The organism is Marinomonas algae (assembly GCF_047525555.1).
In the GTDB taxonomy this organism is placed as follows: domain Bacteria; phylum Pseudomonadota; class Gammaproteobacteria; order Pseudomonadales; family Marinomonadaceae; genus Marinomonas.
This window is the reverse complement of record NZ_JBLIXK010000001.1, coordinates 446,574-471,889: the sequence shown is the minus strand read 5'-3', so window position 1 is coordinate 471,889 and position 25,316 is coordinate 446,574. Positions and strand designations below refer to the sequence as shown.

Annotated in this window: 21 protein-coding genes; 12 read left to right on the top strand and 9 right to left on the bottom strand. The window is 41.3% G+C overall.

Annotation, left to right across the window (positions count from 1 at the left end; all coding sequences use genetic code 11):
• Positions 1 to 35: 35 nt before the first annotated feature.
• Both ACMUMQ_RS02190 and ACMUMQ_RS02185 read right to left on the bottom strand, forming a co-directional pair.
• Positions 36 to 2,249: a bifunctional diguanylate cyclase/phosphodiesterase gene (locus ACMUMQ_RS02190; RefSeq protein ID WP_414680407.1), complete on the bottom strand. Its 2,214-nt coding sequence runs from the start codon at positions 2,247 to 2,249 to the stop codon at positions 36 to 38.
• Between the two features lie 237 nt (positions 2,250 to 2,486).
• A complete protein-coding gene (locus ACMUMQ_RS02185; protein WP_414680406.1) occupies positions 2,487 to 3,071 on the bottom strand; it encodes a HupE/UreJ family protein in 585 nt (194 codons plus the stop codon).
• 245 nt (positions 3,072 to 3,316) lie between these two features.
• On the opposite strand from ACMUMQ_RS02185, the gene ACMUMQ_RS02180 reads away from it, so the two are divergent.
• A complete protein-coding gene (locus ACMUMQ_RS02180) occupies positions 3,317 to 3,901 on the top strand; it encodes a hypothetical protein (RefSeq protein WP_414680405.1) in 585 nt (194 codons plus the stop codon).
• A 70-nt stretch (positions 3,902 to 3,971) separates the two neighbouring features.
• On the opposite strand, the gene ACMUMQ_RS02175 is transcribed toward ACMUMQ_RS02180, so the two are convergent.
• The gene (locus tag ACMUMQ_RS02175) at positions 3,972 to 5,186 is read right to left on the bottom strand and encodes a phosphoribosyltransferase family protein (protein ID WP_414680404.1); all 1,215 of its coding nucleotides are present in this window, start codon (positions 5,184 to 5,186) and stop codon (positions 3,972 to 3,974) included.
• A 339-nt stretch (positions 5,187 to 5,525) separates the two neighbouring features.
• On the opposite strand from ACMUMQ_RS02175, the gene ACMUMQ_RS02170 reads away from it, so the two are divergent.
• The gene (locus ACMUMQ_RS02170; protein WP_414680403.1) at positions 5,526 to 7,196 is read left to right on the top strand and encodes a methyl-accepting chemotaxis protein; all 1,671 of its coding nucleotides are present in this window, start codon (positions 5,526 to 5,528) and stop codon (positions 7,194 to 7,196) included.
• A gap of 83 nt (positions 7,197 to 7,279) precedes the next feature.
• Here the strand turns inward: ACMUMQ_RS02170 and ACMUMQ_RS02165 are convergent, their stop codons facing one another.
• Complete coding sequence (locus ACMUMQ_RS02165; RefSeq protein WP_414680402.1) at positions 7,280 to 8,314, bottom strand: GGDEF domain-containing protein; 1,035 nt, start codon at positions 8,312 to 8,314, stop codon at positions 7,280 to 7,282.
• A gap of 372 nt (positions 8,315 to 8,686) precedes the next feature.
• Here ACMUMQ_RS02165 and ACMUMQ_RS02160 point away from each other — a divergent pair, with 372 nt between their 5' ends.
• Positions 8,687 to 9,325, top strand: a complete 639-nt coding sequence (locus tag ACMUMQ_RS02160; RefSeq protein ID WP_414680401.1) for an HD domain-containing protein — start codon at positions 8,687 to 8,689, stop codon at positions 9,323 to 9,325.
• A gap of 33 nt (positions 9,326 to 9,358) precedes the next feature.
• Here the strand turns inward: ACMUMQ_RS02160 and modC are convergent, their stop codons facing one another.
• The 4 genes from modC to ACMUMQ_RS02140 form a co-directional block, all read right to left on the bottom strand.
• Positions 9,359 to 10,468 carry a molybdenum ABC transporter ATP-binding protein gene (modC, locus tag ACMUMQ_RS02155; protein ID WP_414680400.1) on the bottom strand — a complete coding sequence of 370 codons (1,110 nt, stop codon included), beginning with the start codon at positions 10,466 to 10,468 and terminating at the stop codon, positions 9,359 to 9,361.
• Entirely contained in the window at positions 10,465 to 11,163 is a 699-nt protein-coding gene (gene modB, locus ACMUMQ_RS02150; protein ID WP_414680399.1) for a molybdate ABC transporter permease subunit, read from the bottom strand. The genes modC and modB overlap by 4 nt, the downstream gene beginning before the upstream one ends.
• Positions 11,164 to 11,224: 61 nt before the next feature.
• The gene (gene modA, locus ACMUMQ_RS02145) at positions 11,225 to 12,022 is read right to left on the bottom strand and encodes a molybdate ABC transporter substrate-binding protein (protein ID WP_414680398.1); all 798 of its coding nucleotides are present in this window, start codon (positions 12,020 to 12,022) and stop codon (positions 11,225 to 11,227) included.
• 39 nt (positions 12,023 to 12,061) lie between these two features.
• Positions 12,062 to 12,391, bottom strand: coding sequence for a Rieske (2Fe-2S) protein (locus ACMUMQ_RS02140; protein ID WP_414680397.1), 330 nt, complete (start codon positions 12,389 to 12,391; stop codon positions 12,062 to 12,064).
• 353 nt (positions 12,392 to 12,744) lie between these two features.
• Here ACMUMQ_RS02140 and ACMUMQ_RS02135 point away from each other — a divergent pair, with 353 nt between their 5' ends.
• The 9 genes from ACMUMQ_RS02135 (at position 12,745) to acpS (ending at position 22,542) form a co-directional block, all read left to right on the top strand.
• Positions 12,745 to 14,961, top strand: a complete 2,217-nt coding sequence (locus tag ACMUMQ_RS02135; RefSeq protein WP_414680396.1) for a transglycosylase domain-containing protein — start codon at positions 12,745 to 12,747, stop codon at positions 14,959 to 14,961.
• Between the two features lie 252 nt (positions 14,962 to 15,213).
• Positions 15,214 to 16,050 carry a substrate-binding periplasmic protein gene (locus ACMUMQ_RS02130; RefSeq protein ID WP_414680395.1) on the top strand — a complete coding sequence of 279 codons (837 nt, stop codon included), beginning with the start codon at positions 15,214 to 15,216 and terminating at the stop codon, positions 16,048 to 16,050.
• A 211-nt stretch (positions 16,051 to 16,261) separates the two neighbouring features.
• Positions 16,262 to 16,894: a riboflavin synthase subunit alpha gene (locus ACMUMQ_RS02125; RefSeq protein ID WP_414680394.1), complete on the top strand. Its 633-nt coding sequence runs from the start codon at positions 16,262 to 16,264 to the stop codon at positions 16,892 to 16,894.
• 204 nt (positions 16,895 to 17,098) lie between these two features.
• On the top strand, positions 17,099 to 18,901 hold the full coding sequence (gene lepA / locus ACMUMQ_RS02120) for a translation elongation factor 4 (RefSeq protein WP_414680393.1): 1,803 nt from the start codon (positions 17,099 to 17,101) through the stop codon (positions 18,899 to 18,901).
• A gap of 54 nt (positions 18,902 to 18,955) precedes the next feature.
• Positions 18,956 to 19,780, top strand: a complete 825-nt coding sequence (lepB, locus tag ACMUMQ_RS02115; protein ID WP_414680392.1) for a signal peptidase I — start codon at positions 18,956 to 18,958, stop codon at positions 19,778 to 19,780.
• An 18-nt stretch (positions 19,781 to 19,798) separates the two neighbouring features.
• Positions 19,799 to 20,482: a ribonuclease III gene (rnc, locus tag ACMUMQ_RS02110; protein WP_414680391.1), complete on the top strand. Its 684-nt coding sequence runs from the start codon at positions 19,799 to 19,801 to the stop codon at positions 20,480 to 20,482.
• A complete protein-coding gene (era, locus tag ACMUMQ_RS02105) occupies positions 20,475 to 21,383 on the top strand; it encodes a GTPase Era (protein WP_414680390.1) in 909 nt (302 codons plus the stop codon). Before rnc ends, era begins: the two co-directional genes overlap by 8 nt.
• Before the next feature lie 5 nt (positions 21,384 to 21,388).
• Positions 21,389 to 22,126 (top strand): DNA repair protein RecO, encoded by a 738-nt coding sequence (recO, locus tag ACMUMQ_RS02100; RefSeq protein WP_414680389.1) that lies wholly within the window; start codon positions 21,389 to 21,391, stop codon positions 22,124 to 22,126.
• 29 nt (positions 22,127 to 22,155) lie between these two features.
• Positions 22,156 to 22,542 (top strand): holo-ACP synthase, encoded by a 387-nt coding sequence (gene acpS, locus ACMUMQ_RS02095; RefSeq protein WP_414680388.1) that lies wholly within the window; start codon positions 22,156 to 22,158, stop codon positions 22,540 to 22,542.
• Here the strand turns inward: acpS and ACMUMQ_RS02090 are convergent.
• The gene (locus ACMUMQ_RS02090; RefSeq protein WP_414680387.1) at positions 22,509 to 25,295 is read right to left on the bottom strand and encodes a response regulator; all 2,787 of its coding nucleotides are present in this window, start codon (positions 25,293 to 25,295) and stop codon (positions 22,509 to 22,511) included. The genes acpS and ACMUMQ_RS02090 overlap by 34 nt on opposite strands.
• Positions 25,296 to 25,316 lie beyond the last annotated feature (21 nt).

Genomic DNA, 25,316 nt, shown 5'->3' with positions numbered 1-25,316 from the left:
GGCTTTTTTATGTCTGTTACCTTAATAAAGTGCAATTAAGCGTATTCGTTAGATGTTTGGTGTTTAATGGTCAGAGGGATCCTGTAAAAATCAGATCCAGATACGGCTTTGCTGACATAATAGCCTTGACCTAAGTTGCAATGGAAAGACTCAAGCATCTCCCATTGTGATTTTGTCTCTATTCCCTCTGCTAACACTTTTATGTGTAGTTTGTGTGCCATGGCAATAATGGCTTCAATGATTTTTCTATCGTTAATGTCATGCTCCAAATCCATAACAAAGCTACGATCAATTTTAAGCAGACTAACAGGCAGATGTTTAAGTTGTGCAAGCGATGAATAGCCTGTGCCAAAATCATCAATAGCAATACACATCCCCATATTTTTGAAAGTTTGAAGAATACTTTTAGCCAGTTCTAGATCTTCAAGTATCAATGTTTCTGTGATTTCAAAGCCAACAGACGATGCTGACACCTGATACTTTAAAAGTAACTCTTGGACAAATTGAACAAGGTTAGGGTCAGAAATCTGCTTAGAAGATAAATTAATATGCAATAAAATTTCTGGCTGTCCATCACGCTTGCGTTTGGCTTGGTAAGCGATGGCATTTTCTAAAATCCAGTAGCCTAACTCAACGATTTTGCCAGAGCTTTCGGCAAGAGGAATAAAATGGTCTGGAAAAACTAACCCTTTTTCTGGGTGATTCCAGCGAATCAGTGCTTCAGCAGCGCATATTTTATTTGTTTTTAGATCGAACTGAGGTTGGTAATACAGCTCGAATTCGTTTTCTCGTATAGCTTGGTCCAGATCATACTCACTTTGCATTTGTGTGTAGGCATTCATTTTTATGCTTTCGTTGTAAAAAGCATATTGGTTTTTGCCTTCTAGTTTGGCCTGATATAAAGCCATGTCAGAGTTTTGCATTATGGTGACAAGGTCATGCCCGTGCTCTGGGATCATGGCAACGCCAAGTGATGTTGTTAGCGTGAACTTATTGTTATTGATAACAATGGGTTCCTTTATATTGTCTAATATTTTGTTTGCATACTCAGCTGCTTCTTCATAGCTTTGAATATCGTTTAGAATGATTCCGAATTCATCACCACCTAGTCGTATAACTAGGTTAGAGTTGCCTTTTAGAGTGTTGAGACGGTTTGCTACGATAACCAGGATTTGATCTCCGACATCATGTCCAAGGGTATCGTTTATGCGTTTAAAGTTATCTAAATCAAAATAGATAAAAGCAGAGGCCTTTTGGCGCTTTTGAGTCTTATATAAAGCATCAGGTAAATAATTTTGTAAGTAGCGACGGTTTGGTAAGCCAGTTAAAGGGTCTTTGTAAGCAAGCTCTTCTAATTCTTTTGTTTTTTCTTTAACTAAGATTCTGAGGCGCTGAGGTTGTATCAATATTAGATACAATCCAATGGCAATGGTGATGGCCATTAAAAGGCTAATAGAGTAGCCAGTTACATTTCTATTGAATAGCTGCTCTTCCATTGGTTTACTGATGGTAAGCTTCCATTGTCCGGCAGGAATAATAAGGTCAGCAGAGGCTTGCACTTCTGTAAGAGGTTGTTCGGATTTAGACAACATAACTTCTTGGCCAGAAATGATGTTAATTCTCGAAAGATCGTATCTGTAACCTTCATTAATGAGATCTTTGAGTTGAGTTGCTTCAATTAACTTATTGAGATTAATAACAGCGGAAGCGAATCCCCAAAAAATTTCCCTTTGAGTGCCTCTATAAAGATAGACTGGTGCGCGACCTATAACAGCAATGCCACCTTGTACAAGGTTTACAGGTCCAACACTAATGAGTTTACGGTTTTTAATAGCAGATAGGGCTTCTTCTTTATGTTGCGTATTGGATAGGATATTAAGACCAATAGCCGCTTCATTTCCTTCTAAAGGAAATATTTTATTGATAATGGCGTCTTGAGCTAGCTGTAAGCTCTCAATGCCATCAATTGAATTTAAAAGAGTATTTGAATATTCATCAAACCAATAATATTCACCATCATGATGTTCTACTTCATAAGCCAGAATTTGAGTCGCAGTAAAAGCAGTAGATAAACGACGTTCCAAAAAAGCAGCTTGTGAACGAGACAAGCTACTCAATGTGGAAGTCTGTTGGTTGATTGCTGCTTTATTCATTGAATGAGTCCAATACCCACCTAATGCCACAATGCTTATGAAAGCTGTGCATGCAATAAAAGTAGCAAACAACTTTGTTGCTTTTAATTCTTTCAATCAAATTCCCTGCTTTAAGGTTGTTTAAAATTTATACTTAAATGATACCTATAAACCCTGTATTGATATTTCATATTTTGTAAATAGATGTCATGAATGTTAAGAGGGTAAAGGCTTAATGGAAACTTTTGTAAGTGGAGTGAGATGATTGCGAAGTTTAGTAACTTGATTGTTACAAATATGAAGCGCCATAAAACTTTCGTATAGGAAACTGTATTTTATGGCGCTACATAGAAATTATGCGATTGCTAGAAATAAGCCTGTTAGTGCAATAACACCACCAGTAATGCGTGTTGCAATGTTTACTTGTAAACGGGCAATGAGACTACCAAAGCCAAGGCCGATAAGGTGCAATAGAGCGGTCGCAGAAGCAAAGCCGAATGCGTACAAAGCGCCATTTGCATTCAACGGCATTTCCAAACCGTGTGCTGCACCATGGAACAAAGCAAATGAACCAGCTACTAAAGCACAAACTGCCGTTGGGAAGCGAGTGCTGCCAACCAATAAAGCGCCCATCAAGATAACAGATAACAAAATACCTTGTTCAATAAATGGAACCTGTATTCCAGCAACAGCCATACCACCACCAACTAACATAGCGCCAACGAACGCCAAAGGCACGGTAAACAAAGCTCGACCACCAAGACTTGCTGCCCAAATACCAACTGCCAACATAGCCAACAAATGGTCAAGACCACCGATAGGATGCATAAAACCAGTCATGAAGCTGGAAGAGTGTTCGTGACCAGCGTGAGCCAATGCAAGAGTAGGTAAAGCTGCAAATAATGCCGCTAATCCGATTTTAAGCGTATTAAGACGCATGGTTTAATCTCCTAGATAATAATGAGTAATGAAAGCTTGATTATAAAAAAGGCTTTCCTTAAACCACCGCTCTTGCGGCTGGTATGGTCGATGATTCTAACATACCTAAGTTGAGGGTAAATTAAATGATGCCTCCTAGCCGCAGAAAGAGGGTTTGTATTTGATAAACAACTGAATTTTATCTGCTTGGGAGGCGTGGTTATGGTAAGGTTCTGCCTAATAAAAGTAGAGAGAAGGAAAAGGTTGTGGCAGATTCTCAATCTATACAGATCGAAAAATTAGAAAAGCTTCGCACGGCTTGGTTGCCTGCTGTTGAGTTTCTTTTTGGTGAGGCAGTGGCGGAAGCAAAGTTTGATGGCTTTGATGTACTGGATAATATTGCCAAGCCGACAGTGGTATTTGAATACGCTAATGAGCCTTATCGTTATAAGGTTCAAATCCCTGCAAGAAGTTTCACAAATGATGTCATGCTATTGGCAGATGTGATTCAAGAAATGGTCAGAGGTCTTTATCCTCTAGGTTCTGGAGAGCAGAAAGTGCCCGCGCTTTGTGAAGGCGTTGCTGTATTTGGCGCCATTACAGCGATTAAGCAAGTCTTTGGTGAAGGTACAGTCGATTCTTACTTGAATGCTCTACGTGAACAGGCGTTCCCTTACTATGATGCTTTTTCTTATGTTGCCGTGCTGCTAGCAGAAGATCCACAAGCCATTAAAAAGCTAAGAAATGTTCAGCCATTTTTATACAAGGTTGAGCGTGAGGATTTTGAAGCGGCTAGTGTGGAATTAGAGCGAAAAATGAAAGACATACTTTTGCTGTCGTTTCGTGCCTGACAGAAGGCTTTTAAGTCTTAACAATAAATGTAAAATGCCCAGTCACTTGTTTGAGTGACTGGGCATTTTTTTATTTTGGTTGAAGCTCGTGTAACTCTTCACTGAACCAAATTTTGCGCTTAAAGCGAGGGTTCTTAGAAGACATGTCAATTTTATATGGATTCGGCTCCTGAGTATTTGGTAGATCAAGAATATTGCACAACTCTTGAGCTAACCATTTCTCTACTTTCAGAACGACCATTTTCTTACGTAATCTACCTTGCTCATCTCGGTTCAAAATGGTTGGTAGTGTATTCAAGGTTAAGATTTCACCCAAGGCTGGATGTGCCATTCTTTCTCGACCTTCATCACTTGCGTAAAAGTGAGATACAGCAAATACCATGCGTTGCGGGTTAATTTGCTTCAAAAATTGGCAAGATTTAACGACGGTAGAGCCAGTACGAACCATGTCGTCGAATAAGATAATACTTGCGCCATCTAAACCATCAAACGTGTGTTCGCTTTCTTTGTGAAGTGTTATTTCTACTTTACGTTCAGCGGTACGTTCTTTGTCTAGCATGATGAACTTGGCTTTGCTCAAACCAAGGCGGTTAAACATTTCTTTTACGAAATCTCGAGCGCCCTTGTCTGGCGCGCAAAGAACTAAGCCTTCGCCATCTTCGCCGTAATGTAAAATGTCTGAGTTCAGCAAGTAATGAGCGTAAATCTCATAGGGAATGAGGTTGTGGAAGTCCCCTTCAAATACTTCTGTAAAAATCTTCTGTACTGAATCAGAGTGATTGTGAATAGTCATCACAGTGTCCACGCCTGACAATTTCAGCATTTGAGCGTAAAGTTTGGCCGTAAAAGGTTGGCCGTCGAACTTCTTAATATCGTTAATATCTCGTTCGAAACTGGTTTCGCCTAGGCTTTTATGAGGGCCGCGATCTTGTGCGCTGTAGAACAAATCTGGCTCTACTAGAATAACGCGAGCAGCACCATTCTCTTTAGCGGCACGAGCAATAATCAAATTCGCCATTGCCAGTTCTTGACGGCTTTTAATGTGGCTGCCTGTACTAACAATAATGACGGATTTATCTTTTAGCTTACGGCCTATGTTTTCAAAGTCGGCTTCATCTGAAATAAATCGAGGACAGAACTCGGAGTTCATGAATTGCTTCATACTGATTAAATCAGCAATGTCATCGTATTGGCCCATTGCATAAGCAACATCAATAGCGAATGGGTTATCTGAAGAGTTACTAACAACTACGACATTGCTTGACTGACTGGTCGACAAAGTCATTAAAGATCCTTAACGAAGGGGTAGGGGATTTGCGCAGATTTTAATACTTGTTGGCAGTTTTCGATAGGGTTGATTGCATATAAATGACATTTTCATGGCCTATGGCTGGTATGTCGCTTTTCGTTTGCCCGTCTTTTAAAGAATGATTCTTATTTAATCTGGTTTGGTTTTTTCAGACTCAATTTAGCGGTTTCCTAAAAAAGGTATTTTTTACTTCATTGCTAGGAGAGGTTGTTTTCCTCTGCTATCTTTACTCTGTTACGCGGCAGATTTCATAGAGAGCTGTCTCGATTTAAGTTAGATGAGTTAGGTTTTATTGCAATCGCAAGGAATTTTTATATGTTCAAATCTCTCAAGTTGAGAATTTATCTTCTATCATTTGGGCCTTTTTTGTTAATTGCTCTGATCGGTGCCATCACTCAAGTACATACATTAACTAGAGTGAATAATGGTGTTTCTGTTTTAGTTGAAGAAGCGACGATTGAAACAGAAAAAAATCGTTTGGTAACGGTTTTAGATTCAGCTATCAGTATTATCCAGCCAGAGATTAATAAGCCTGGAAAAGAAGGTATGGCTGCAGGCTTAGCTCTGTTAAACACCTATAAGTACGATGGTGGCGAAGGGTATTTATACGCTTACGCGACAGATGGTTTGCGATTGATGCATGGGGCAGGCGGAAAAGTCGATGTTAACTTATATGACTTAAAAGACTCTCAAGGGAATCTGTTAATACAAGACATTATCAATTCCGCAATGAAGGGAGATGGTTTCAGTCAATTTTATTTCCCTAAGCCGGGTGAGACCGAATCAAGTAAAAAATACGGCTACGGTGTTTATGTTCAGAAATGGGATCTTGTGATTGGAACGGGTTTCTACATTGATAGTGCTGAAAAAATTGTGTCTAACATTCAGGACTCTGTAGGTGGAATTCAACAGGAGAGTCAGTGGTTCGCATTTGGCATCTTGGCTGTTGTTTTTGGCGTGTTAACTGCCATTGTACTTTTATCAACGCAAACTGTTTTAGGTCCGTTGGCAACATTGGGTGATGCCGTGAAAAAGCTCGCTGGTGGTCAAGGTGATTTAACGAAAAAATTACCAGCAAGCTCCATCGATATTTTGAATAATATTTCGACAGACTTTAATACTTTTTTAGATAGCATGGCGGTCGATATTAGCTACCTAAAAAGCTCGAGTGATAGCTTGTTGTCGATTTCCACTAAATCGAACGAGCAACGAGAAAAGTTAGCGCAAGTATCTGACCGACAAATTAACGAGACGAATCTGGTCGCAAGTGCTATCGAAGAAATGAAGGCAAACTCTAATGAGATTGCAGGAAATGCTGAATCCACCAAACGCTCTGCAGAAAGTACTGAGCTTGAGATTCAAGAAGTCTTGCAGCAGGTTCAATTGTCGAGCCGTCAATTAGATGAGTTGAGCTCTGTATTGAACACGGTTGAAGAATCTATTCATGTGTTGGGTGGAAATGTTGACGAAATCAATACGGCGTTAGGTGTGATCCAAGGTATTTCTGAACAAACTAACTTACTGGCTCTGAACGCTGCTATTGAAGCCGCAAGAGCGGGTGAGCAAGGTCGAGGCTTCGCGGTTGTTGCGGATGAGGTTCGAGGTTTGGCGCAACGTAGCCAGCAAAGTACGGTTGAAATTAAGGACATTCTAGAGAAGTTACAAGCCAGTGCATTAAAAGCAACAGAAGATATGCATGGCTCTCTTCAGCGCCGTGAAATGGTTGTTGAGGCCATGGCGAAAATCAGTGAAATTATTCATTCCAGCACGGAATCGATTAAGAATCTGACTCAAATGAATGTACAGGTTTCAACAGCGGCTCATCAGCAATCAGAAGTGGCAACAGATATTGCTAAAAACGTTGTGGGCATTGCTGAGCTGGCTGAAAATATTGGACATGAGTCTAATCAAACGGCAGAACAAATGGATCTGTTAGAAGTTCAAGCGAAATCAATTAAAGAAATCAGCGACAAATTTAAAGTGTAAAAGTAAGCTGGTTTAGTTAATGAATAAAAAAAGAGTACCTTTGTGTACTCTTTTTTTATGTTCTATTTATAGGGAGAGAGGTTTTATTTAGACCATTCCAATCGATTACGTCCTTTGTCTTTACCTCTGTAAAGCGCCTTGTCTGCTCGTTTGATTACTTTCAATATCAGGTCATTCTCTTGGCTTGTTTCTGTGAGACCTAGTGTAATAGTCAAGGGTAACTTGAGTGAACTATAAACGCCTTCAGAAACAGTTTGTCTGATATTTTCTGCAATCACTGTTGCTTCAATTTTAGGTGTGTTGGGAAGCACAATAATGAACTCTTCGCCTCCAAATCGAGCGATAATGTCATGCTCTCTGAGGCTTTCTTTGAGTGTGGAAGCAACTTCGACTAAGCAAGCATCTCCCACATCGTGTCCGTGTTCATCATTGATTTGTTTGAAGTAATCCACATCAATTAGCATTAAGCTTAAGGGGGATGTCTCAGAAACCGATTCTAGTGCCTTACCAAAATGCAGTTCTAAACCTCGTCTATTGAGCAGCCCTGTCAGATGATCCTGTAGATTTTCATCTTTCAACTGATCGGTTAATTCAGTGTGTTTTTGCGAGAAAAAACGACCAAAAAACATACTGAAAATAATAGTGATAACTAGCCAAAAACCACGGCTATGAGACTTTTCATAAGTGTATATTCCGTCGCTAAAATCAATAATATGCTCGCTGTAGTAGGTGAACGTTAGGACAATAATAACCAGTAAAAAGCCGATTAATAGAGACTCTATACGGCCGCCCAATAGCGCTGACATGACTGGAATAAGAGGTAAGAAGTAGGCGACTTGGCTATTTACGCCACCAGATATTGCTAAGATGGGCAACAATAGAAATATTGCTGTGACTAAGGCTATGGATATTTCCCACTTTGCAAATTTTTGGGTTCTGATGATGAAGTAAAGTGAGCTTACGATGACTAAGTCGAATCCAGATACCCAGATAAAATAATGATGGATATCAAATAGAAGAGGTCTGATCGTTAGAGAAATAATCAAGGTTGAGATGGTTAGTTCTACAATGCGTAGGAGTAACTTATGATTGAGCTTGTATTGTCTAGAATTAATCATAAATTTTTATCAACCCGCTTTCACTGTGCAGTATCCAATAAGCATTGCGTTAAAGAATGCTTATCAAGATATGCATTTTTAGTATTTCTTATATATTAGTTGTTTTTATCGGATTATATCAGAAGTCTTCACTTTTTCTTCAAGTTGTTGTGCTTCTTAAGTTTGGTTTTCTTGTTGGGTAGAAATGAAATAGAAAGCTGAAATGAGGGCTGTACTTTTTTGGTATGAAAAGTGATGTTGCTCATTGGTGCTGTAATGCACCGCATATCATGACTTTTAATATGGTCTTTTATCTGTTTTTTATTATTTTGTTTCGGTGATATTTGATATGTTTCATTCCATTCAATTTTTAATGGTTTATTTGGAATAAACATGACAGATGTGCAATTGATTGAGCTTGAGTCTCAATGTCGAATATTTCTTGAGTCACTAAATGCATCGGATGCGGCGCACGATTTGAATCATATTCTGCGAGTAGTAAAAGTCGCAAAGCAATTGGCCATAGAAGAGAGGGCTGAGTTAGCCGTAGTCGTCCCTGCCGCTTGGTTGCATGATTGCGTTAACTTACCGAAGAATCATCCGCAGCGCCATTTGGCTTCGCAATTGGCTGGTGATAAGGCGATTGAATTTCTGACGTCTATTGATTACCACTCTGAGTATTATGCTGGGATACATCATGCTATTTGCGCTCATAGTTTTAGTGCACAAATTGCTCCTGAAAGTATTGAGGCAAAGATTGTACAAGATGCAGATCGTTTGGATGCGCTAGGCGCTGTGGGCGTTGCTCGTTGCATGCAAGTGAGTGGCTCATTAAATCGGGCTTTGTATTCTCTTGATGATCCTTTTTGTGAAACAAGAACGCCAGATGATGCAAATTACTCAATTGATCATTTCTATAAAAAGCTATTTAACATCACCGAGACGCTACAAACAGCGTCTGCTCAGCAGGAAGGTAAAAGGCGTGAGGTTTTCATGGGCATTTTTTTGAATGAGTTGTCACGAGAGATTTAAGTTTCTAACTGTCTGATTTTTATATTTAAAAAATTATCTTAGTAAAGCCACAGATTTGATTTGTGCGATGAGAGACTGACCTTTTTCTAGTTTTAATTTGTGCGCAGACAAGGCGGTCACTCTGGCTAAAATGGGTGTGTCTCCAGCTAGGAGGCGTACCATCATCATGTTTGGTTCTAGTGTATCTTCAACCATATCATCCAATGTGACCGATAAACGATTGAGAATGCTGGAGTCATCTTGATTGCTTAAGGAAAGGCTGACATCTCTTGATTGTATCCTGACGCGTAATTGATCACCGATTTGCTCGCTTCCTTTTTTGATCATTAGGGTGTGCTCGCCAAAGCTAAGCCATGAAAGCCCCCATTCATCAGATTGCTGAGTTATCTGACCTGATATAAGGACGCTAGCGTCTTGATGACTGGAGAATGATGTGCCTAATTTGCTTAGTAAGGGCTGTATTTCACCTTCTTCTTGAACTCTGCCTTTCTCTAATACAAGCATATAGTCGGCTAAACGAATGACTTCATCTAAAGAGTGACTGACATAGAGAATTGGGATCTTTGTTTTATGACAAAGGCGCTCTAGATAAGGGAGGATTTCTTGCTTTAGGCGATTGTCTAAAGCGGCTAAGGGCTCGTCCATAAGAAGAAGTTTGGGCTGAATTAATAACGCTCTTGCAATGGCGACACGTTGGCGTTCTCCGCCAGACAGTTGGGCTGGGTATTGGGACAAAATAGGTGCAATTTCCAGTAAATTAACCACTTCATCATAGGTGATGATTGAATGGCTTTTATCTGCTCTTCGAATAGCAAACTGTAGGTTTTCCTTTGCGGTTAGGTGCGGAAAGAGGTTTGCTTCTTGGAAGACGTAACCGATTGGGCGCTTGTATGCAGGCAAGGATGTGTCGCTATTTTGCCAGACGTCATTGTTTAGGCTGATTTGATTCTGTTGGCTTCTTTCCAGTCCTGCAATGCAACGTAGCAATGTGGTTTTGCCAGAACCAGATGGTCCAAAAATCGCAGTGACGCCTGTGTTCGAAAGACAAGTGTCGATTTCCAAAACGAAATTCGAGGCGTGCTGCTGGTGCTTAATTTGGACTTTTAGAGTTTGCTTGTCGTTTGTCATCAGTTCTGGGGTCATAAAATGTTACCTATAACCGATTTACTCTTTTGACGCTTTTGAATGGCGTATAAAAAAGTAAGCACAACAAAGGCAAAAGCGACCATCATGAGAGCCAAACTATGGGCTTGCTCATAAGCGAGAGCTTCGACATGGTCGTAAATTTGTACAGAAATGACTCGCGTTTCTTTTGGAATATTACCGCCTATCATTAAGACCACGCCAAACTCCCCAACAGTATGAGCAAAACCTAAAATAGCCGCACTGATATAACCGGGTTTTGCCAAAGGGAGCACCACAGACAAAAAACAGTCCCAAGGTGATGAGCGCAATGTTGCCGCTGCTTCCAGAGTTTTGTCGCTAATGGCAAGGAAAGCGTTTTGAATCGGCTGAACGACAAAGGGTAAGGAATAGATCATTGAAGCAATCACAAGGCCTGAAAAGCTGAACGGCAAAGGAGAGACTCCTAATGTGCTTAATAGGGTTCCTGCTAGACCTTCTGGGCCTAAAAATAGCAATAAGTAAAAACCCAAAACGGTGGGAGGAAGCACCAAAGGCATGGCAACAATGGCATTAACTGGGCCTTTTAGCCAAGAACCAGTGCGGGCTAACCACCAAGCAATTGGCGTGCTTATGATAATAAGTAAGAAGGTCACCAAGCTAGCGAGCTTTAGTGTTAGCCATATTGCGTCAATGTCTTCTGAGCTAAGCTGCATTTTTGATTAGCCTAATGGTATTGCGTGCTAGGGAACATAGAGTGGTGGATATAACCTTGGTTTAATCGATTGCTCTGTTAGCGTAACCAGACTCAACAATTTTAGCTTGGTTATCCGCACGCATTAAAAATGCCATAAAAGAAGCGGCCAATACAGGTTTTTGTGTTCTTGATAGAATCACAGCTGCTTGATTTATATCTTTATAGAGCGACTTTGGTAATTCGAGTACATACTCTTTGTTGTCGCCTGACAAGACTTGCGACAAGGCAACGAATCCAATATCTGCGTTTTTCGAGTAGGTAAACTGATAGGTTTGTCCTATGTTTTCGCCTAGCACTAATTTGTTTTGGATGTTATCCCAAAGGCTTAAGTTGCGCAGACTTTCTTCTGCCGCTTTTCCATAAGGTGCGAGTCTAGGATTTGCTATTGCGATTCGGCGTGCATTTAATAGTGCTTCTTTCAGGTTATTTGTTGGAATCGGGGCTTGTGACCAAAGAACCAATTGCCCTTTAGCGTAAATCCTTAGGCTGTCTGCAATAGCAAGCTGTTTGGTGATCAGCGCTTGTGGCTTACTTTCATCCGCAGAGAGGAAAATATCGTAAGGCGCATGGTTTTGGATTTGAGCGAAGAGCTTACCTGAAGAACCGAAGGACAAAGTGATGGAATGTCCTGTTTCTTGCTCAAAATCTTGTGCCAGTTGTTTGATTGGCGATATGAAATTGGAGGCAACGGCCAAATGCAAAGAATCCGATAGCGCTTGAGAGGGAAGAATGCTCCCGCCTAAAGAGACAATAAGCGAAAAAGTGAATTTTATTTTTCTTAAAAAAATATGCTTCTTTGAGGTCGCTTTTACTCTCATATTTTAGTCAGCTAGTCTTTTTGAATCATGATATGTGAACTAAGCAAAGAGGAGATAGCATTCACCTTGCTCTATACCTATGGTGGCTTTTTTGAGTTGGCTACCCTGACATGGGCCAGTGATACAAGCGCCATCTTTTGGCGAAAATAGCGCGCCATGATGATGACATTTTAGGTAATCGCCATCTTCGTCCAAGGCTTCTTCTGAAGACCAATTTAATCGTCTGTTTTGATGTGGGCAAAGATTCTCATAGGCAATAATACGACCTTGATGTTTAGTAATAAGGAAGTCGTTCTCTGCTACTTTTATATTTAACGCTTTACCTTCTGGGAGGTTATGCGCGTTAGGAATTAAATGCTTCTTAAACACGTGATGACCGCACTTTTTATAATTAGTTATATTGATCCGTTAAAGAAAATTGCCTTGATTAAAAAGGAAAAAAGCTTCGTTCCTTTTTAATTTTATTACGGATTCTCATTGGTAAAGTTCAGGAAAATGTCAGATGTATAAATTTTCCGTGACGGAAGACTCTAAAGCGCTAAGAAGAATGAGTCAATATGCAAGAATTGAGTTAGTTCTATTTTGTAGATTGCTTGCCTGCTTTAAGCTCCTTATACTTGCAGCCTATGAGCAAAAAAACTCCTGTAAAATCTCCACGAAAGTCTTCTCGTAAGCCTTCCAAACCTAAAAAAAAGACCTCAAAACCTTCGTTACTAAGGAGGATGATTCGTTTCTGTTTCAAATGGGGAATGATTGTCGCCTTAATTGCGAGTATTCCATTTGCCATTTGGGTGTGGTGGTTAAACGATCAAGTTGTGAGTCGTTTCGAAGGGCAAAAATGGCAAGTACCTTCTGAGGTTTACAGTGCGCCAGTTATTCTTAAAAGTGGTGCGCCTTGGAAAAAGCAAGATCTCGAGAACTTGCTAGAAGAAACTGGATATCGTTTTGGACGCAATAGTCAAAAAGTCGGCTGGGCTGCTCGCAGTCAAACCAAAGTCAGTGCGCATTTACGCTCCTATGTGGATCATCTTGGCTTTCATGAAAGCCAACGTCGTATTTTCTCCTTTGATAATGGTCGTTTGGTTATTCAAGCGCTGAATGGTGATCAAATAGAAGAGGCACGTATAGAGCCTCAAAGAATTGGCTTTTTATATGGCGGTAACACAGAAAGCCGTCAAATATTGAAATACGATGAAATACCAGCGCCTTTAATCGATATTCTTATCGCCGTGGAAGACAGAGAGTTTTACCAGCATTGGGGGATTTCTTTAACAGGTATTGCCCGCGCGGTTGTTGTGAACTTAACACACGGCTCTCGTCGCCAAGGTGGTTCTACGCTTACTCAGCAGCTGGTTAAAAACATGTATTTGAGTTCCGAGAGGACTTATACGCGTAAATTAACAGAAGTGGTGATGAGCTTGTTGCTCGAATACCACTATTCCAAAGAAGCGATTATTACCGCTTACATCAATGAAGTGTATTTGGCTCAATTAGGCAGCAGTGCTTTGCATGGTTTTGCAGCCGCCAGTCAGCATTTTTTCGGTCGACCTGTGAATGAATTAAATATCGATGAGTTTGCTCTTCTCGTCGGTATGGTAAAAGGCCCATCGCTTTATAATCCTGAACGCTCTCCAAATCGTGCAAAAGCGAGGCGAAATACAGTGCTCGCTGTTTTGAAAGAGCAGGGGCGCTTAACCAACGCTGATTATAACAGCCTAATCAATCAACCTATCCGTTTGGCTAAGAAACAAAAGTCACGATCTGTTTACGGGGATTATTTGGACCTTGTTGCCATGCAATTGTCCCGTGACTTTGATGAAACGACTTTGGCAACAAAGAATCTGAAAATTTACACAGGTGTTGATATCCGAGCGCAGCGTGAGGCGAGCTTGGCCATGCAGCGTCAAGTAGCGAGCTTAGAAAAACGTGATCCTAAGTTAAAAGGCCTTCAAGGTGCGATGGTGGTGACGGACAGATTGTCTGGCCAAGTGAGAGCGGTTGTTGGTTCAAGCGGTGATTACTACACAGGCTTTAACCGTGCGTTAGGCGCTGTTAGGCCAATAGGCTCATTAGTGAAACCTCCTTTGTATTTAGCCGCCTTGGCAACGGGGCGCTATACCTGGTGGACGCAAGTGGAAGATAAACGATTACGTTTTCAGGTCGGTGGACAAATCTGGGAGCCAGAGAATTATGATCGTAGAACCCATGGCGTGGTTCATCTATATGAAGCTATGGCGAAATCTTATAACTTGGCGACCGTTGCTGTCGCTCAAGATATTGGTTTTGATCGAGTAGGTGACACATTAAGGCAGTTGGGCGTGAAACGTCCATTTACTATGCATCCGGCAACCGCTCTTGGTGCTCTTGAGCTTTCCCCGTTCGAGGTGTCCCGTTTGTATCAGCCGATTGCTTCTCAAGGTAGAAGCAGTGAATTAGGAGTTGTTCTGGCCGTAATGGATCAAAACGATCAGTTAATGAAGCGTTTTAATCAAGATACAGAAGTGCCTTTCACGGATGCTGTTTTAGCTGTCGCGTTAGACGGCATGACAAAAACACCAAAAATTGGAACGGCGCGTGCGGCACAAGCGGTTTTCCCTAACTTGAACTTTGCGGCCAAAACAGGAACCACCAATCAGCAAAAAGACAGTTGGTATGTGGGAATCACAGGCGATTACGCTTCCACTATTTGGCTTGGCGATGATGAAAACGTTCCGTTAAGTATTACCGGGAGCAGCGGCGCTCAGAAAGTGTGGATCGACTTTACCAAGAATGTGAACCCTAGGTCTTTGCCGGACGATTTGCCAAGTGGTGCGGCACGTTTTAATGTGTTGAATGACAAATTTGAGATTGCGGCAGATCGTTGTGATGATAAAACTACGTTGAGTTTTATTTTAGGAACGGAACCGAAAAGCAGCAGTTCTTGCTTGTGGCCTTTTTAATGTTAGGTTGATGTTGTCGAAATAATATTGATTCTTGTCTTTTTAGTTTGTTTCTTATATTAATGGGTAGAGTCAATATTTAATGACAGAACATAGAATATGAAAAAGTCTACAAAAGGGAAGCGTTAGCGTAGTTGTAGCTAAGTTCAGCTATAGGGGAGGGATGACGTAATTGTTTTTATAAATACGCTATTTTTCAGTTAAAAAAGAGTATTTATATTTTATTAGTCGTGCTTTTGGGAATGACATTTTATGTGGTTACGCAAACATCTTGTACTTTTGCTTCTATCGGCGAGTATTTTCAAAATTGAATTGGCATTAGCCGAGAGTCAAATAGCTTCTGACGAGCAGTGTACCTCGCTGACGGCGTCGGGTAACTCAGAATATCCTCCTTTTTTATGGCGTAAAGATCCTTCATCTGATGAGCTATTAGGCGTGAATCGTCTGATCATGGATGAAATTAGCCGCCGCATTCATATTCCTATTAAATTGATGCATGTTGGGCCTTGGTCTCGTGCTCAGACGGAAGTTAAGAATGGTAATGTTGATCTTATGGCGGGGGCTTTTTATACCAATGAGCGCGCCAATTATATGGATTACTTTACGCCTGTAATGCTGCATACAACGAGCGTTGTTTGGCAGCATAAGGACAAGAGATTTCCCTTCAATAAAAAAGAAGACTTAGAAGGAAAATGGGGCGTCACTGTTATTAATAACAGCTTTGGTCAGGAGTTTGATAAATACGCTTTGCGTCATTTGAATATATTAACTGTGGCGAGTTTATCGCAAGCTTTAGAGATGTTGGCTGCTCACCGTGTTGATTATGTTCTTTACGAAAAAAGCCCTGCTATGGCCTATGCGAATCAAATGAAGTTGGCGAATTCGCTTACCTCTGTAGAGCCTTATATCAGCAGTGAAGGCTTGTATTTAACGATTTCAAAGCAGTCATCTTGTAATCAAGGGGCGCTGAAGTACCATATTGCCAGCGCTTTACAGGAAATGAAGCAAGATGGTTTTATGGAGCAAGCATTGCTTGAGGGAATACAAGAATGGGACAACCAAAACGCCACAAATACCTTTATAAACTAGATTGATTTTAGTGTTTACTTTATGAGCTTCTATTTTTGTATTGTTATCCCCGCAACTTGTGGATAACCCTATTAGTGGAACTGTGATAACTTTCGCTAAGCTAGGTATCCTGCCCCTTTGCGTAAGATTGGTTAATTCTTCTTCTCCCTTTGTTTTTTCATATTTTATTTGGCTAACCTAGCTCATATTTTGATCTATAAATGAGGTTTTCATGTTTACGGGTATTGTACAAGGCACAGCAACAGTTCAAACCATTCAGAGTCTTGGGCGTAATAAGCGCTTAGAAGTCACATTTCCTGCCGGCGTCATGTTGGGGCAACAACTGGGAGCGAGTGTTGCTATTAATGGCGTGTGTTTGACTGTTTCTGAAATTGCGCATGATGTGCTTACTTTTGATGTTATTGATACAACATTGGCCTTGACCAATATTGGTCTTTTGCAGACTGGCGATAGCGTTAATTTTGAACGCGCCGCTAAAATGGGTGATGAAGTGGGCGGGCATGTTATGTCTGGTCATATTATGACGACGGTGAGTGTTTCTCGTATCGAAAAAGTAGAAGAGAGTGTTCATATTCGTTTCACCACAGATCGACAAAAAGAAGTGGACGCTCGACGTTATTTATTCAATAAAGGGTATGTTGGCTTGAATGGCTCTAGTCTGACTATCAGTGATATTGGTGATGATTGGATTGAAGTGTCTTTGATACCAGAAACCCTACGATTGACAACCTTTGGCCATCTGTCATTGGGTGACAGAGTGAATTTGGAAATCGACGCTCATACTCAAGCAACGGTGGATACGGTTGAGCGAGTGTTGAAAGAGAAAGGGATCATTCTTCCTTAAGTTTTGCTCTGCTTCTAGCCTTTCTGTAAAGCCCCAAGAATGAAGGGGCTTTTTTACATTTTCTTAAGAACTTTCTAGTCTATCAACTCCTTCGAACTCCCTGTATAATCCCGAAAATTATTTTCACTGTTTTCTTAGTCTTGTCTAAAAGTCGGTACATTTATGGATGCACGGCTTCTTAGAACGACACATTTAGAGTAAAAAATGTCTAATAATCTCAAGCACATACGAAATTTTTCGATCATTGCACACATTGACCATGGTAAATCCACTTTAGCTGACCGTTTTATTCAAACGTGTGAAGGCTTGAGTGAGCGTGAGATGTCGGCTCAGGTTCTTGACTCTATGGATATAGAGCGTGAACGAGGCATTACCATCAAAGCACAAAGTGTGACTTTGGATTATCACGCAAAAGACGGCCAAACTTATCAGTTAAACTTCATCGACACTCCTGGACACGTGGATTTCTCTTATGAGGTGTCTCGTTCACTTGCAGCTTGTGAAGGTGCTTTGCTAGTGGTTGATGCGGCTCAAGGTGTTGAAGCTCAGTCGGTTGCGAACTGTTATACGGCGATCGAGCAAGGTCTTGAGGTTATGCCAGTATTGAACAAGATCGATTTGCCTCAGGCCGAGCCAGAACGTGTTTGTGAAGAGATCGAAGAAATCATTGGTATCGACGCTATGGACGCGGTGACTTGTTCTGCCAAAACAGGTATGGGTGTAGACGATGTATTAGAACGACTAGTTGCTACGATCCCACCACCAGAAGGTGATGTAGATGCACCTTTACAAGCTTTGATTATCGACTCATGGTTTGATAACTACCTTGGTGTTGTGTCTTTGGTGCGAATTAAGCAAGGTACTTTGCGCAAGAAAGATAAGATCTTTATCAAATCCACGAAACAGGTTCACCCTGTTGATATGGCTGGCATATTCACACCAAAACGCAAAGAAACTGGCGTCCTGAAAGCTGGCGAAGTGGGTTATGTTGTTGCTGGTATTAAAGACATTCATGGTGCGCCAGTGGGTGATACTATTACTCATTCTTCTACGCCTGATGTAGAGCAGCTTGCTGGTTTCCAAAAAGTGAAACCTCAGGTGTATGCAGGTTTATTCCCTGTCAGTTCTGATGATTACGAAGATTTCCGTGTCGCTCTTGATAAACTTACTCTGAATGATGCTTCTCTGTTTTTTGAACCAGAAAGCTCAGATGCGTTAGGTTTTGGTTTCCGTTGTGGCTTCTTAGGTATGTTGCACATGGAAATCATACAAGAGCGTCTGGAACGTGAGTACGATTTGGACCTGATTACAACAGCGCCAACGGTAGTGTTTGAAGTTGAGATGAACAATGGCGACGTTATTAACGTTGATAGCCCTTCAAAAATGCCAGACCCTGGCAGTATCAGAGAAATGCGTGAGCCAATTGTTGAAGCTAATATTTTGGTTCCGCAAGAATACCTTGGTAACGTGATTACCTTGTGTGTAGAGAAACGCGGATTGCAAAAAGACATGCAGTACGTAGGCCAACAAGTTCAATTGCGCTATGAATTGCCAATGAATGAAGTGGTTATGGACTTTTTCGATAAGCTTAAATCTTGTAGCCGTGGTTTTGCGTCGTTGGATTACAGCTTTAGTCACTTCAGTCCAGCGCCTTTATGTCGTTTGGATATTCTTATTAATGGTGAGCGAGTTGATGCACTTGCTCTCATTATGCATAAAGATAACGTGCAATATAAAGGCCGTGCTTTATGTGAAAAAATGAAAGACTTAATTCCTCGTCAAATGTTTGATGTAGCTATACAAGGTGCAGTGGGCGCTAAAATCATTTCGCGTACTACAGTAAAAGCCTTACGTAAGAACGTTATTGCCAAGTGTTACGGCGGTGACGTGAGTCGTAAGAAGAAGCTTTTACAGAAGCAGAAAGAAGGTAAAAAGCGAATGAAGCAGGTGGGTAATGTAGAAGTGCCTCAATCTGCTTTCTTAGCCGCTTTACAAATTGATAACTAGACATTAACAGTGACACCGGCACAAGTTTACTTTGTGCCGTGATGGAGAGATGTAATGGGTTTTGATTTCGAACTAATTTTAGCCATCGCTTTTTTGGTGACTGGTGCGGTTTGGGTTTACGATCGAATCGTTTATTTGCCGAAGCGTAAATTGGCATTAGCGGAAATGACACCGGAAGCTCGTAATGCGATTAGTAAAGACGTTAAACAAACACTGGCTCAGACACCTAAGCTTGTAACGGAAGTTAAATCCTACTTTGTTATTATTGCCGTTATTTTTGGTTTGCGTTCTTTCGTGGTGGAGCCTTTTCAGATTCCATCTGGCTCTATGTTGCCGACATTGAAAATAGGTGACTTCATTCTTGTGAATAAATTTGAATACGGTGTCAGGTTGCCTGTACTGAATTCTACAATCATTCCTACCAACGAGCCTGAGCGTGGCGATGTTGTGGTGTTTAAATACCCACAAGACCCAAGCTTGAACTATATTAAACGATTAGTTGGTTTACCTGGTGATAAAGTCGCTTACCGAAATAAAGAGTTAACAGTAAACGGCGAAAAGATCAGTAAGACGCTATTAGCGAAGCTGTCCGTTTCTTTGAACCCAAGCGGAGAGCCGGTTGAAGTGTTTAATGAAACCTTGGGTGATGCACAACACGAGATATACAACAGCTATCGTTTTACGCCTCATGAAGGTGAATGGGTTGTGCCTGAAGGTCATTACTTTGTTATGGGTGATAACAGAGACAATAGTGCTGACAGTCGATTCTGGGGATTTGTACCAGAAGAAAATATGAAAGGTCGTGCTTTTTACGTGTGGCTGCATTGGGATGACTTTTTCAGCATTCCAAGCTTTAAAAACAATGGTTTGATTGAATAAGTATTTTTTGGAGAAATTTTGAGCTCACTGTATCAGAAGTTGAGTCGCCGCATAGGTTACTTTTTTGCGGATCTTGGATTGCTAGAATTAGCACTTACACACCGTAGTTTTGGTGGAAAGAATAACGAGCGCCTTGAGTTTTTAGGTGACTCTATTCTTAATTATGTTATTGCTGAAGACCTTTTTCATCGTTTCCCAAAAGCGAAAGAAGGGGAGCTTAGCCGTTTGCGTGCCTCTTTGGTAAAAGGGGATACGCTAGCTGAATTGGCGCGAGAATTTCAATTGGGCGACTTTTTGAAGCTTGGAGCAGGTGAATTAAAAAGCGGTGGTTTCAGACGCGATTCGATTCTTGCGGATGCAGTAGAAGGCATCATAGGTGCTATTTATCTGGACGCGGGAATGGACGTTTGTCGTCAACATATTTTGGATTGGTATAAAGACCGTCTAGATGCAACGTCATTAAAGATTGTTACAAAAGATGCAAAGACTCGCCTTCAAGAGTATCTGCAAGCACGTAAATATGGTTTGCCTCAGTATGAAGTGGTGAAGATTGCGGGTGAGCCTCATGACCAAACATTTTATGTTAATTGTCAGGTTGAAGCCTACGATGGTGTTATCGAAGGTAAAGGTAATAGCCGAAGAATTGCAGAGCAAAATGCTGCAGCCAAAGCCCTAAAAAAATTGGAAAAGAAAGATGTCTGAGGTTGAAGTTGAGATTACCCATTGTGGGTACATTGCCATTGTAGGGCGTCCTAATGTTGGTAAGTCTACTTTACTGAACCATATTTTAGGTCAAAAGTTATCTATTACTTCACGTAAGCCGCAGACAACACGAGATCAAATTTTAGGTGTAAAAACAGAAGGGCATGTTCAAGCCATCTACGTAGATACGCCCGGATTACACCTAGGCGAAAGCAAAACCATCAACCGCATTATGAATAAAACTGCTGCGGCCGCATTAAAGGATGTGGATGTGGTGTTGTTTGTGATTGATGCAGACCGTTGGACTGAAGAAGATGAGTCTGTTCTTCAGAAGGTAAAAAATGCTCGTTGTCCTGTTATCTTGGTAGTAAACAAAGTCGATCAGTTGGATCAGAAAGAAGACTTATTGCCTCGTTTGGCGAATTTATCTGACCGCATGAACTTTGCTCAAATTGTACCGATTTCAGCGTTACGTAATGATAACTTAGACAAACTAGAGCGATTGGTAGAAAGCTACATACCTGAAGGTACTCAGTTTTACCCAGAAGATCAGATTACCAATCGAAGCTCTCGTTTTTTGGCCGCAGAAATTGTGCGTGAGAAAATCACTCGCCAACTTGGACAAGAAGTGCCTTATGAAGTGGCAGTTCAAATTGAAGAGTTTACTTACGAAGAGTCAGCGATACACATAAGTGCTTTGATTCTTGTCGAACGTAATGGCCAAAAGCGCATTATTATTGGTGAGCGTGGCGAAAAAATTAAACTGATTGGCAAAGAAGCACGCATCGATATGGAGAACTTGTTTCAACATAAAGTCATGCTGAATCTTTGGATCAAGGTGCGAGCTGGTTGGTCTGATGACACTCGTGCATTAGCCAGCTTAGGTTATCAGGAAGAATAATTGCGATGCGCGCTGCTGCGTATGTGATTCATACTCGCCCTTTTCAAGACAGCAAGATCTTGTTGGATGTGCTCACTTACGAGCAAGGGTTAGTACGCGGAGTATGGCGTTTACCAAAAAAAGAGGCTCGGGTGATTCCTGGGCCTTTTTTGTGTTACGAAATGGACTATGTTGGCCGCAGTGACCTGAAAACTGTTAAAAGTTTAGAAGCGGTTAAATCGGCACTTTCTCTTGAAGGTTTGCCTTTGTATGCGGCGCTTTATGCTCATGAATTATTGGTAAAGCTTTTACCGCTTAATTTACCATTGCCAGATGTGTTTACGCTTTATCGGTGGCTGATTGAAAATTTGCACTCAGGAGCGCCCATTGCGCCTTTGTTGCGGCGCTTTGAGGTGGGACTGTTTTCCGAGCTTGGCACGGCGATTGATATGTCTTCTACTGGAAGAGGTGAAGCGATAGAAGCTGGGCAGATGTACCAATTTCATTATAAGTTTGGCCTGCGACCTTATTATGGTGACATACCTAAGCAAACTCCTATGTTGTTTGTCGAGGGGCAGGTGGCATTGAATTATCATGCTGGCCAGTGGACAGACAAACAAGTGTTGAGTCTCGCGAAAGAGTTACATCGCAACTGGCTTGACGGCCTGTTGAATGGAAAGCCGATCGCATCTAGGCGTTTATTACCTCAACAGCCTTTTCAAGGTGAACGTCATTTAGGCGTCCCCATCTTTCGTTCTCTATGAGCGCTTTTGATCTTTAAAGGAGTGTCAGTTTGATTATTGGTATTGGAACAGATTTGGTGGATATTGCTCGAATTGCTCAATCTGTTGAGCGTTTGGGAGAGCGTTTTATTGACCGTATTTTAACAGAAGAGGAAAAGCAGCGTTGGTCAGACATTCAACATGCAGACCAAGCGAATGCCTTTGTTGCCAAACGCTTCGCGGCAAAAGAAGCAGCGGTAAAAGCATTAGGTACAGGTATAGGTTCAGGTGTTAGTTTTCAGCATTTTTCTGTCAGTAATTTACCTTCAGGCCAGCCTGTTTTGACGGTTGATGACAGTATTCTTTCCCGTTTTGATTTCCCTGTTACTTGGCATTTGAGTCTGACGGATGAGAAAGCCTATGCTCAAGCGTTTGTGATATTAGAATCTAAAGGTTGAGGCCAAGCAATGAGTTTGCGATGGCTGACCAGTTCTTCTATCGCTTCCATGAAATCTTCAACAACGCCTTCTACTTCTTCTAGTCCTAATTCCTTTAAGTGTGTTTCTAAAAAGCCTGCATGGCGCGCTAAGTTAATCGTTCCTGTATATTTTGATGCGCCATGTATTCGATGGATCACTTCAATCAGCTTATCGGTGTCTTGGTTTTCTAGGTGATGTTTGATGAGTTTTTTCTCGGCGTCCAATGAATCGGCCAGCATATCGAACATTTCTTTTGCGATGTCTGCTCTGCCATCCACAATATTAAGAGCCTTCTCTAGCGAGAAGATGTTCTGCATTTTTTCATCGACTTGATCTTGGAATGAGTCTGTATTGGTGTGCCATGTTTCAATGGTGTTGAGTAAGATTTCTTCGTCAACTGGTTTGGTTAAATAGGCATTCATACCGCTAGCAAGGATTTGCTGTTGTTCTGAGCCTAATGCGTGAGCGGTTAAAGCGATAATCGGCGTGTCTTTATAGCTTTCTAAAAGGCGTAACTGTTGAGTGGTTTCCATGCCGTCCATTTCTGGCATTTGAATGTCCATGAAAATAATGTCGTATTTATCCTGTGTTGCCATTTCGATAGCTTGATGGCCACTGTAAGCAAGTGATACTTCCAATCCTTTTGGAGTGAGCCAATGTTTTAGTAGTTGAAGGTTAATTGGGCTGTCGTCCACAGCCAGAACCTTTATGCCTTCCAGTTTCTCCATTTGCACTTCTGGAGCAGGTGCTTCTATAAGGACTGTGTGATCCACATTTTGCAGTACAGTATATAGCCTGCTTTGGCTGACAGGTTTGAGCAAAATGTCTTTGCAGACATCTTTTAAGTCTGTGTAATGGGAGATTTGGCCTGGTGGTTGAATCATCAAGATACAAGGAATGTTGTGTTGTTGAGACGCATAAAGGATTAACTCTTTTGCCTCTGCAATGCTTTGGGTGTCTGGTGTGACACTTAATAAAATGGCGTCAGTTTCATTGTGCTGTTTGTTGATGAGAGCAATGACTTGTTCTAAATCTGAGCAAGAAGAGCAGCCCACACCAATGTCTTGAAGGTGTTTGTTGATATAGCCGCGATAAGTCGCACTAGGTTCTAATAAAATGACATGACGGTTCAGTGGTTCGTAAGTGTTTTTGGCTTTGGGTGATATCTTTAAGCGCAAGGTAAAGCGGAATGTAGAGCCTATTCTTGGGTCGCTACTGACTTCGATTCTTCCATTCATCTGCTCTACAAGTTTTTTCGTAATGACCAATCCCAAGCCTGTGCCACCAAATTGTCGAGTGGTGCTCGTGTCTATCTGAGAAAATGGTTTGAATAAGCGGTTTATTTTTTGCTCAGGTATGCCTATTCCAGTATCAATGACTTGAAAGGACAGTGTCATATTGTCTTCGTGTTCAGACAACAGGGATACTTTCGTGCGAATAGACCCTTGGTGAGTAAATTTGATGGCGTTACCAATGAGGTTCGTCAGAATCTGGCGGACTCGTACGCTGTCACCGATAAACCATTCTGGTACGTTTTGACCGAACTCAGGTACAAGATCAATGTGTTTTTCTTTGGAAAGTAGGTTGATACTAAGTGTTTGATATACTTCATCAATTAGGGATTTTAGATTGAAATGGTTACTTTCTAAGCTCAGTTTTCCGGCTTCAATTTTTGAGAAGTCTAAAATGTCTCCAATAATTGCGAGCAGGCTGTTGGTTGATTGTTGAATGGTATCCACATACAGCTTTTGTTGGGGCTCTCTAATTTCTTTCTGTAGTGTCTTTGTGTAGCCCAAAATAGCATTGAGAGGGGTGCGTACTTCATGGCTGATATTCGCCAGAAACTGGGATTTTAAACGGTTGGATTCGATGGCTTCACGGTTGGCAATATGAAGTTGAGCGCTTTTTTCTTCCATACTGTCCATGCTGCGACGTATGTCTTCCGTGGCTTGATCTATACCTGTAATCAGCTCTTCTGTGTGGTTTTCTAAGCGTTCGGTTAAATCTAATAAATCTTTTTGAAGGTCGCTGTATTCAGCGGGGAGCTTCATCAATTTAACTGTAGAAAACTGCCCTTTGACTAATCGGTTTAAGGCGCTAGAAAGCTTATTGATTGGCTGAGATAGTTTTCTTGAAATTCGAAAAGCGCCTACTGCCATGAGAACGTTGTAGGCGATCAAGATAAAGATAACGATGCTCGCATACTGGTATTTTTTGATTTGAGCAACGGATTTACTTGCTTCAATTCTCACCCAGCCGATTAAGTTGCGCTGATTTTGGGAGTCAAAAAGAGCCGCTTGAGAAGGGAAGGCGCTGTCTAGAGTGTTATTGGAGTAGTAAATCTGTCTGATGGATTCTAGATGTTCGCCGTATTCGGTTATGCGATCAGCTTCGACTGCAAACGTATTGTCTTGCAAGCTGGGCGGCTTGCCTAGTTCGGCGATGATTTGCTGTTCACTGTCGAATATTTGAACGCTACTTATGTCTTCATGACTTAAGGCGCTTTGTAGGATTCTATGAATCATTCTTTCATCGGAAAAAACGATGGCGTATTCACTGGTGGTGGCAACCTGTTCTGTTATGTGTTCAGTGCGTTCGTATAAACTTTTATCTAAGTCACTAAAGCGTGAGGAGAGCAGGAAGAAGCAGGCAAGTAATGAGACAACAAACGCAGGCGTGAACAGAGCCCAAAATAGTTTGTTGCTTACACTTAGTTGAACCGATAATTTCATAATATCAAGAATCTGTTTGAT

What these genes read in the sequence shown, in the direction of transcription:
- ACMUMQ_RS02185 (WP_414680406.1), bottom strand. Translation starts at nt 3,071, where the DNA reads ATGCGTCTTAATACGCTTAAAATCGGATTAGCGGCATTATTTGCAGCT.
- era (WP_414680390.1), top strand. Translation starts at nt 20,475, where the DNA reads ATGTCTGAGGTTGAAGTTGAGATTACCCATTGTGGGTACATTGCCATT.
- ACMUMQ_RS02125 (WP_414680394.1), top strand. Translation starts at nt 16,262, where the DNA reads ATGTTTACGGGTATTGTACAAGGCACAGCAACAGTTCAAACCATTCAG.
- ACMUMQ_RS02165 (WP_414680402.1), bottom strand. Translation starts at nt 8,314, where the DNA reads ATGATTAATTCTAGACAATACAAGCTCAATCATAAGTTACTCCTACGC.
- ACMUMQ_RS02175 (WP_414680404.1), bottom strand. Translation starts at nt 5,186, where the DNA reads ATGACTTTGTCGACCAGTCAGTCAAGCAATGTCGTAGTTGTTAGTAAC.
- ACMUMQ_RS02170 (WP_414680403.1), top strand. Translation starts at nt 5,526, where the DNA reads ATGTTCAAATCTCTCAAGTTGAGAATTTATCTTCTATCATTTGGGCCT.
- ACMUMQ_RS02130 (WP_414680395.1), top strand. Translation starts at nt 15,214, where the DNA reads ATGTGGTTACGCAAACATCTTGTACTTTTGCTTCTATCGGCGAGTATT.
- ACMUMQ_RS02135 (WP_414680396.1), top strand. Translation starts at nt 12,745, where the DNA reads ATGATTCGTTTCTGTTTCAAATGGGGAATGATTGTCGCCTTAATTGCG.
- modA (WP_414680398.1), bottom strand. Translation starts at nt 12,022, where the DNA reads ATGAGAGTAAAAGCGACCTCAAAGAAGCATATTTTTTTAAGAAAAATA.
- ACMUMQ_RS02090 (WP_414680387.1), bottom strand. Translation starts at nt 25,295, where the DNA reads ATGAAATTATCGGTTCAACTAAGTGTAAGCAACAAACTATTTTGGGCT.
- ACMUMQ_RS02160 (WP_414680401.1), top strand. Translation starts at nt 8,687, where the DNA reads ATGACAGATGTGCAATTGATTGAGCTTGAGTCTCAATGTCGAATATTT.
- lepB (WP_414680392.1), top strand. Translation starts at nt 18,956, where the DNA reads ATGGGTTTTGATTTCGAACTAATTTTAGCCATCGCTTTTTTGGTGACT.
- modC (WP_414680400.1), bottom strand. Translation starts at nt 10,468, where the DNA reads ATGACCCCAGAACTGATGACAAACGACAAGCAAACTCTAAAAGTCCAA.
- modB (WP_414680399.1), bottom strand. Translation starts at nt 11,163, where the DNA reads ATGCAGCTTAGCTCAGAAGACATTGACGCAATATGGCTAACACTAAAG.
- lepA (WP_414680393.1), top strand. Translation starts at nt 17,099, where the DNA reads ATGTCTAATAATCTCAAGCACATACGAAATTTTTCGATCATTGCACAC.
- recO (WP_414680389.1), top strand. Translation starts at nt 21,389, where the DNA reads ATGCGCGCTGCTGCGTATGTGATTCATACTCGCCCTTTTCAAGACAGC.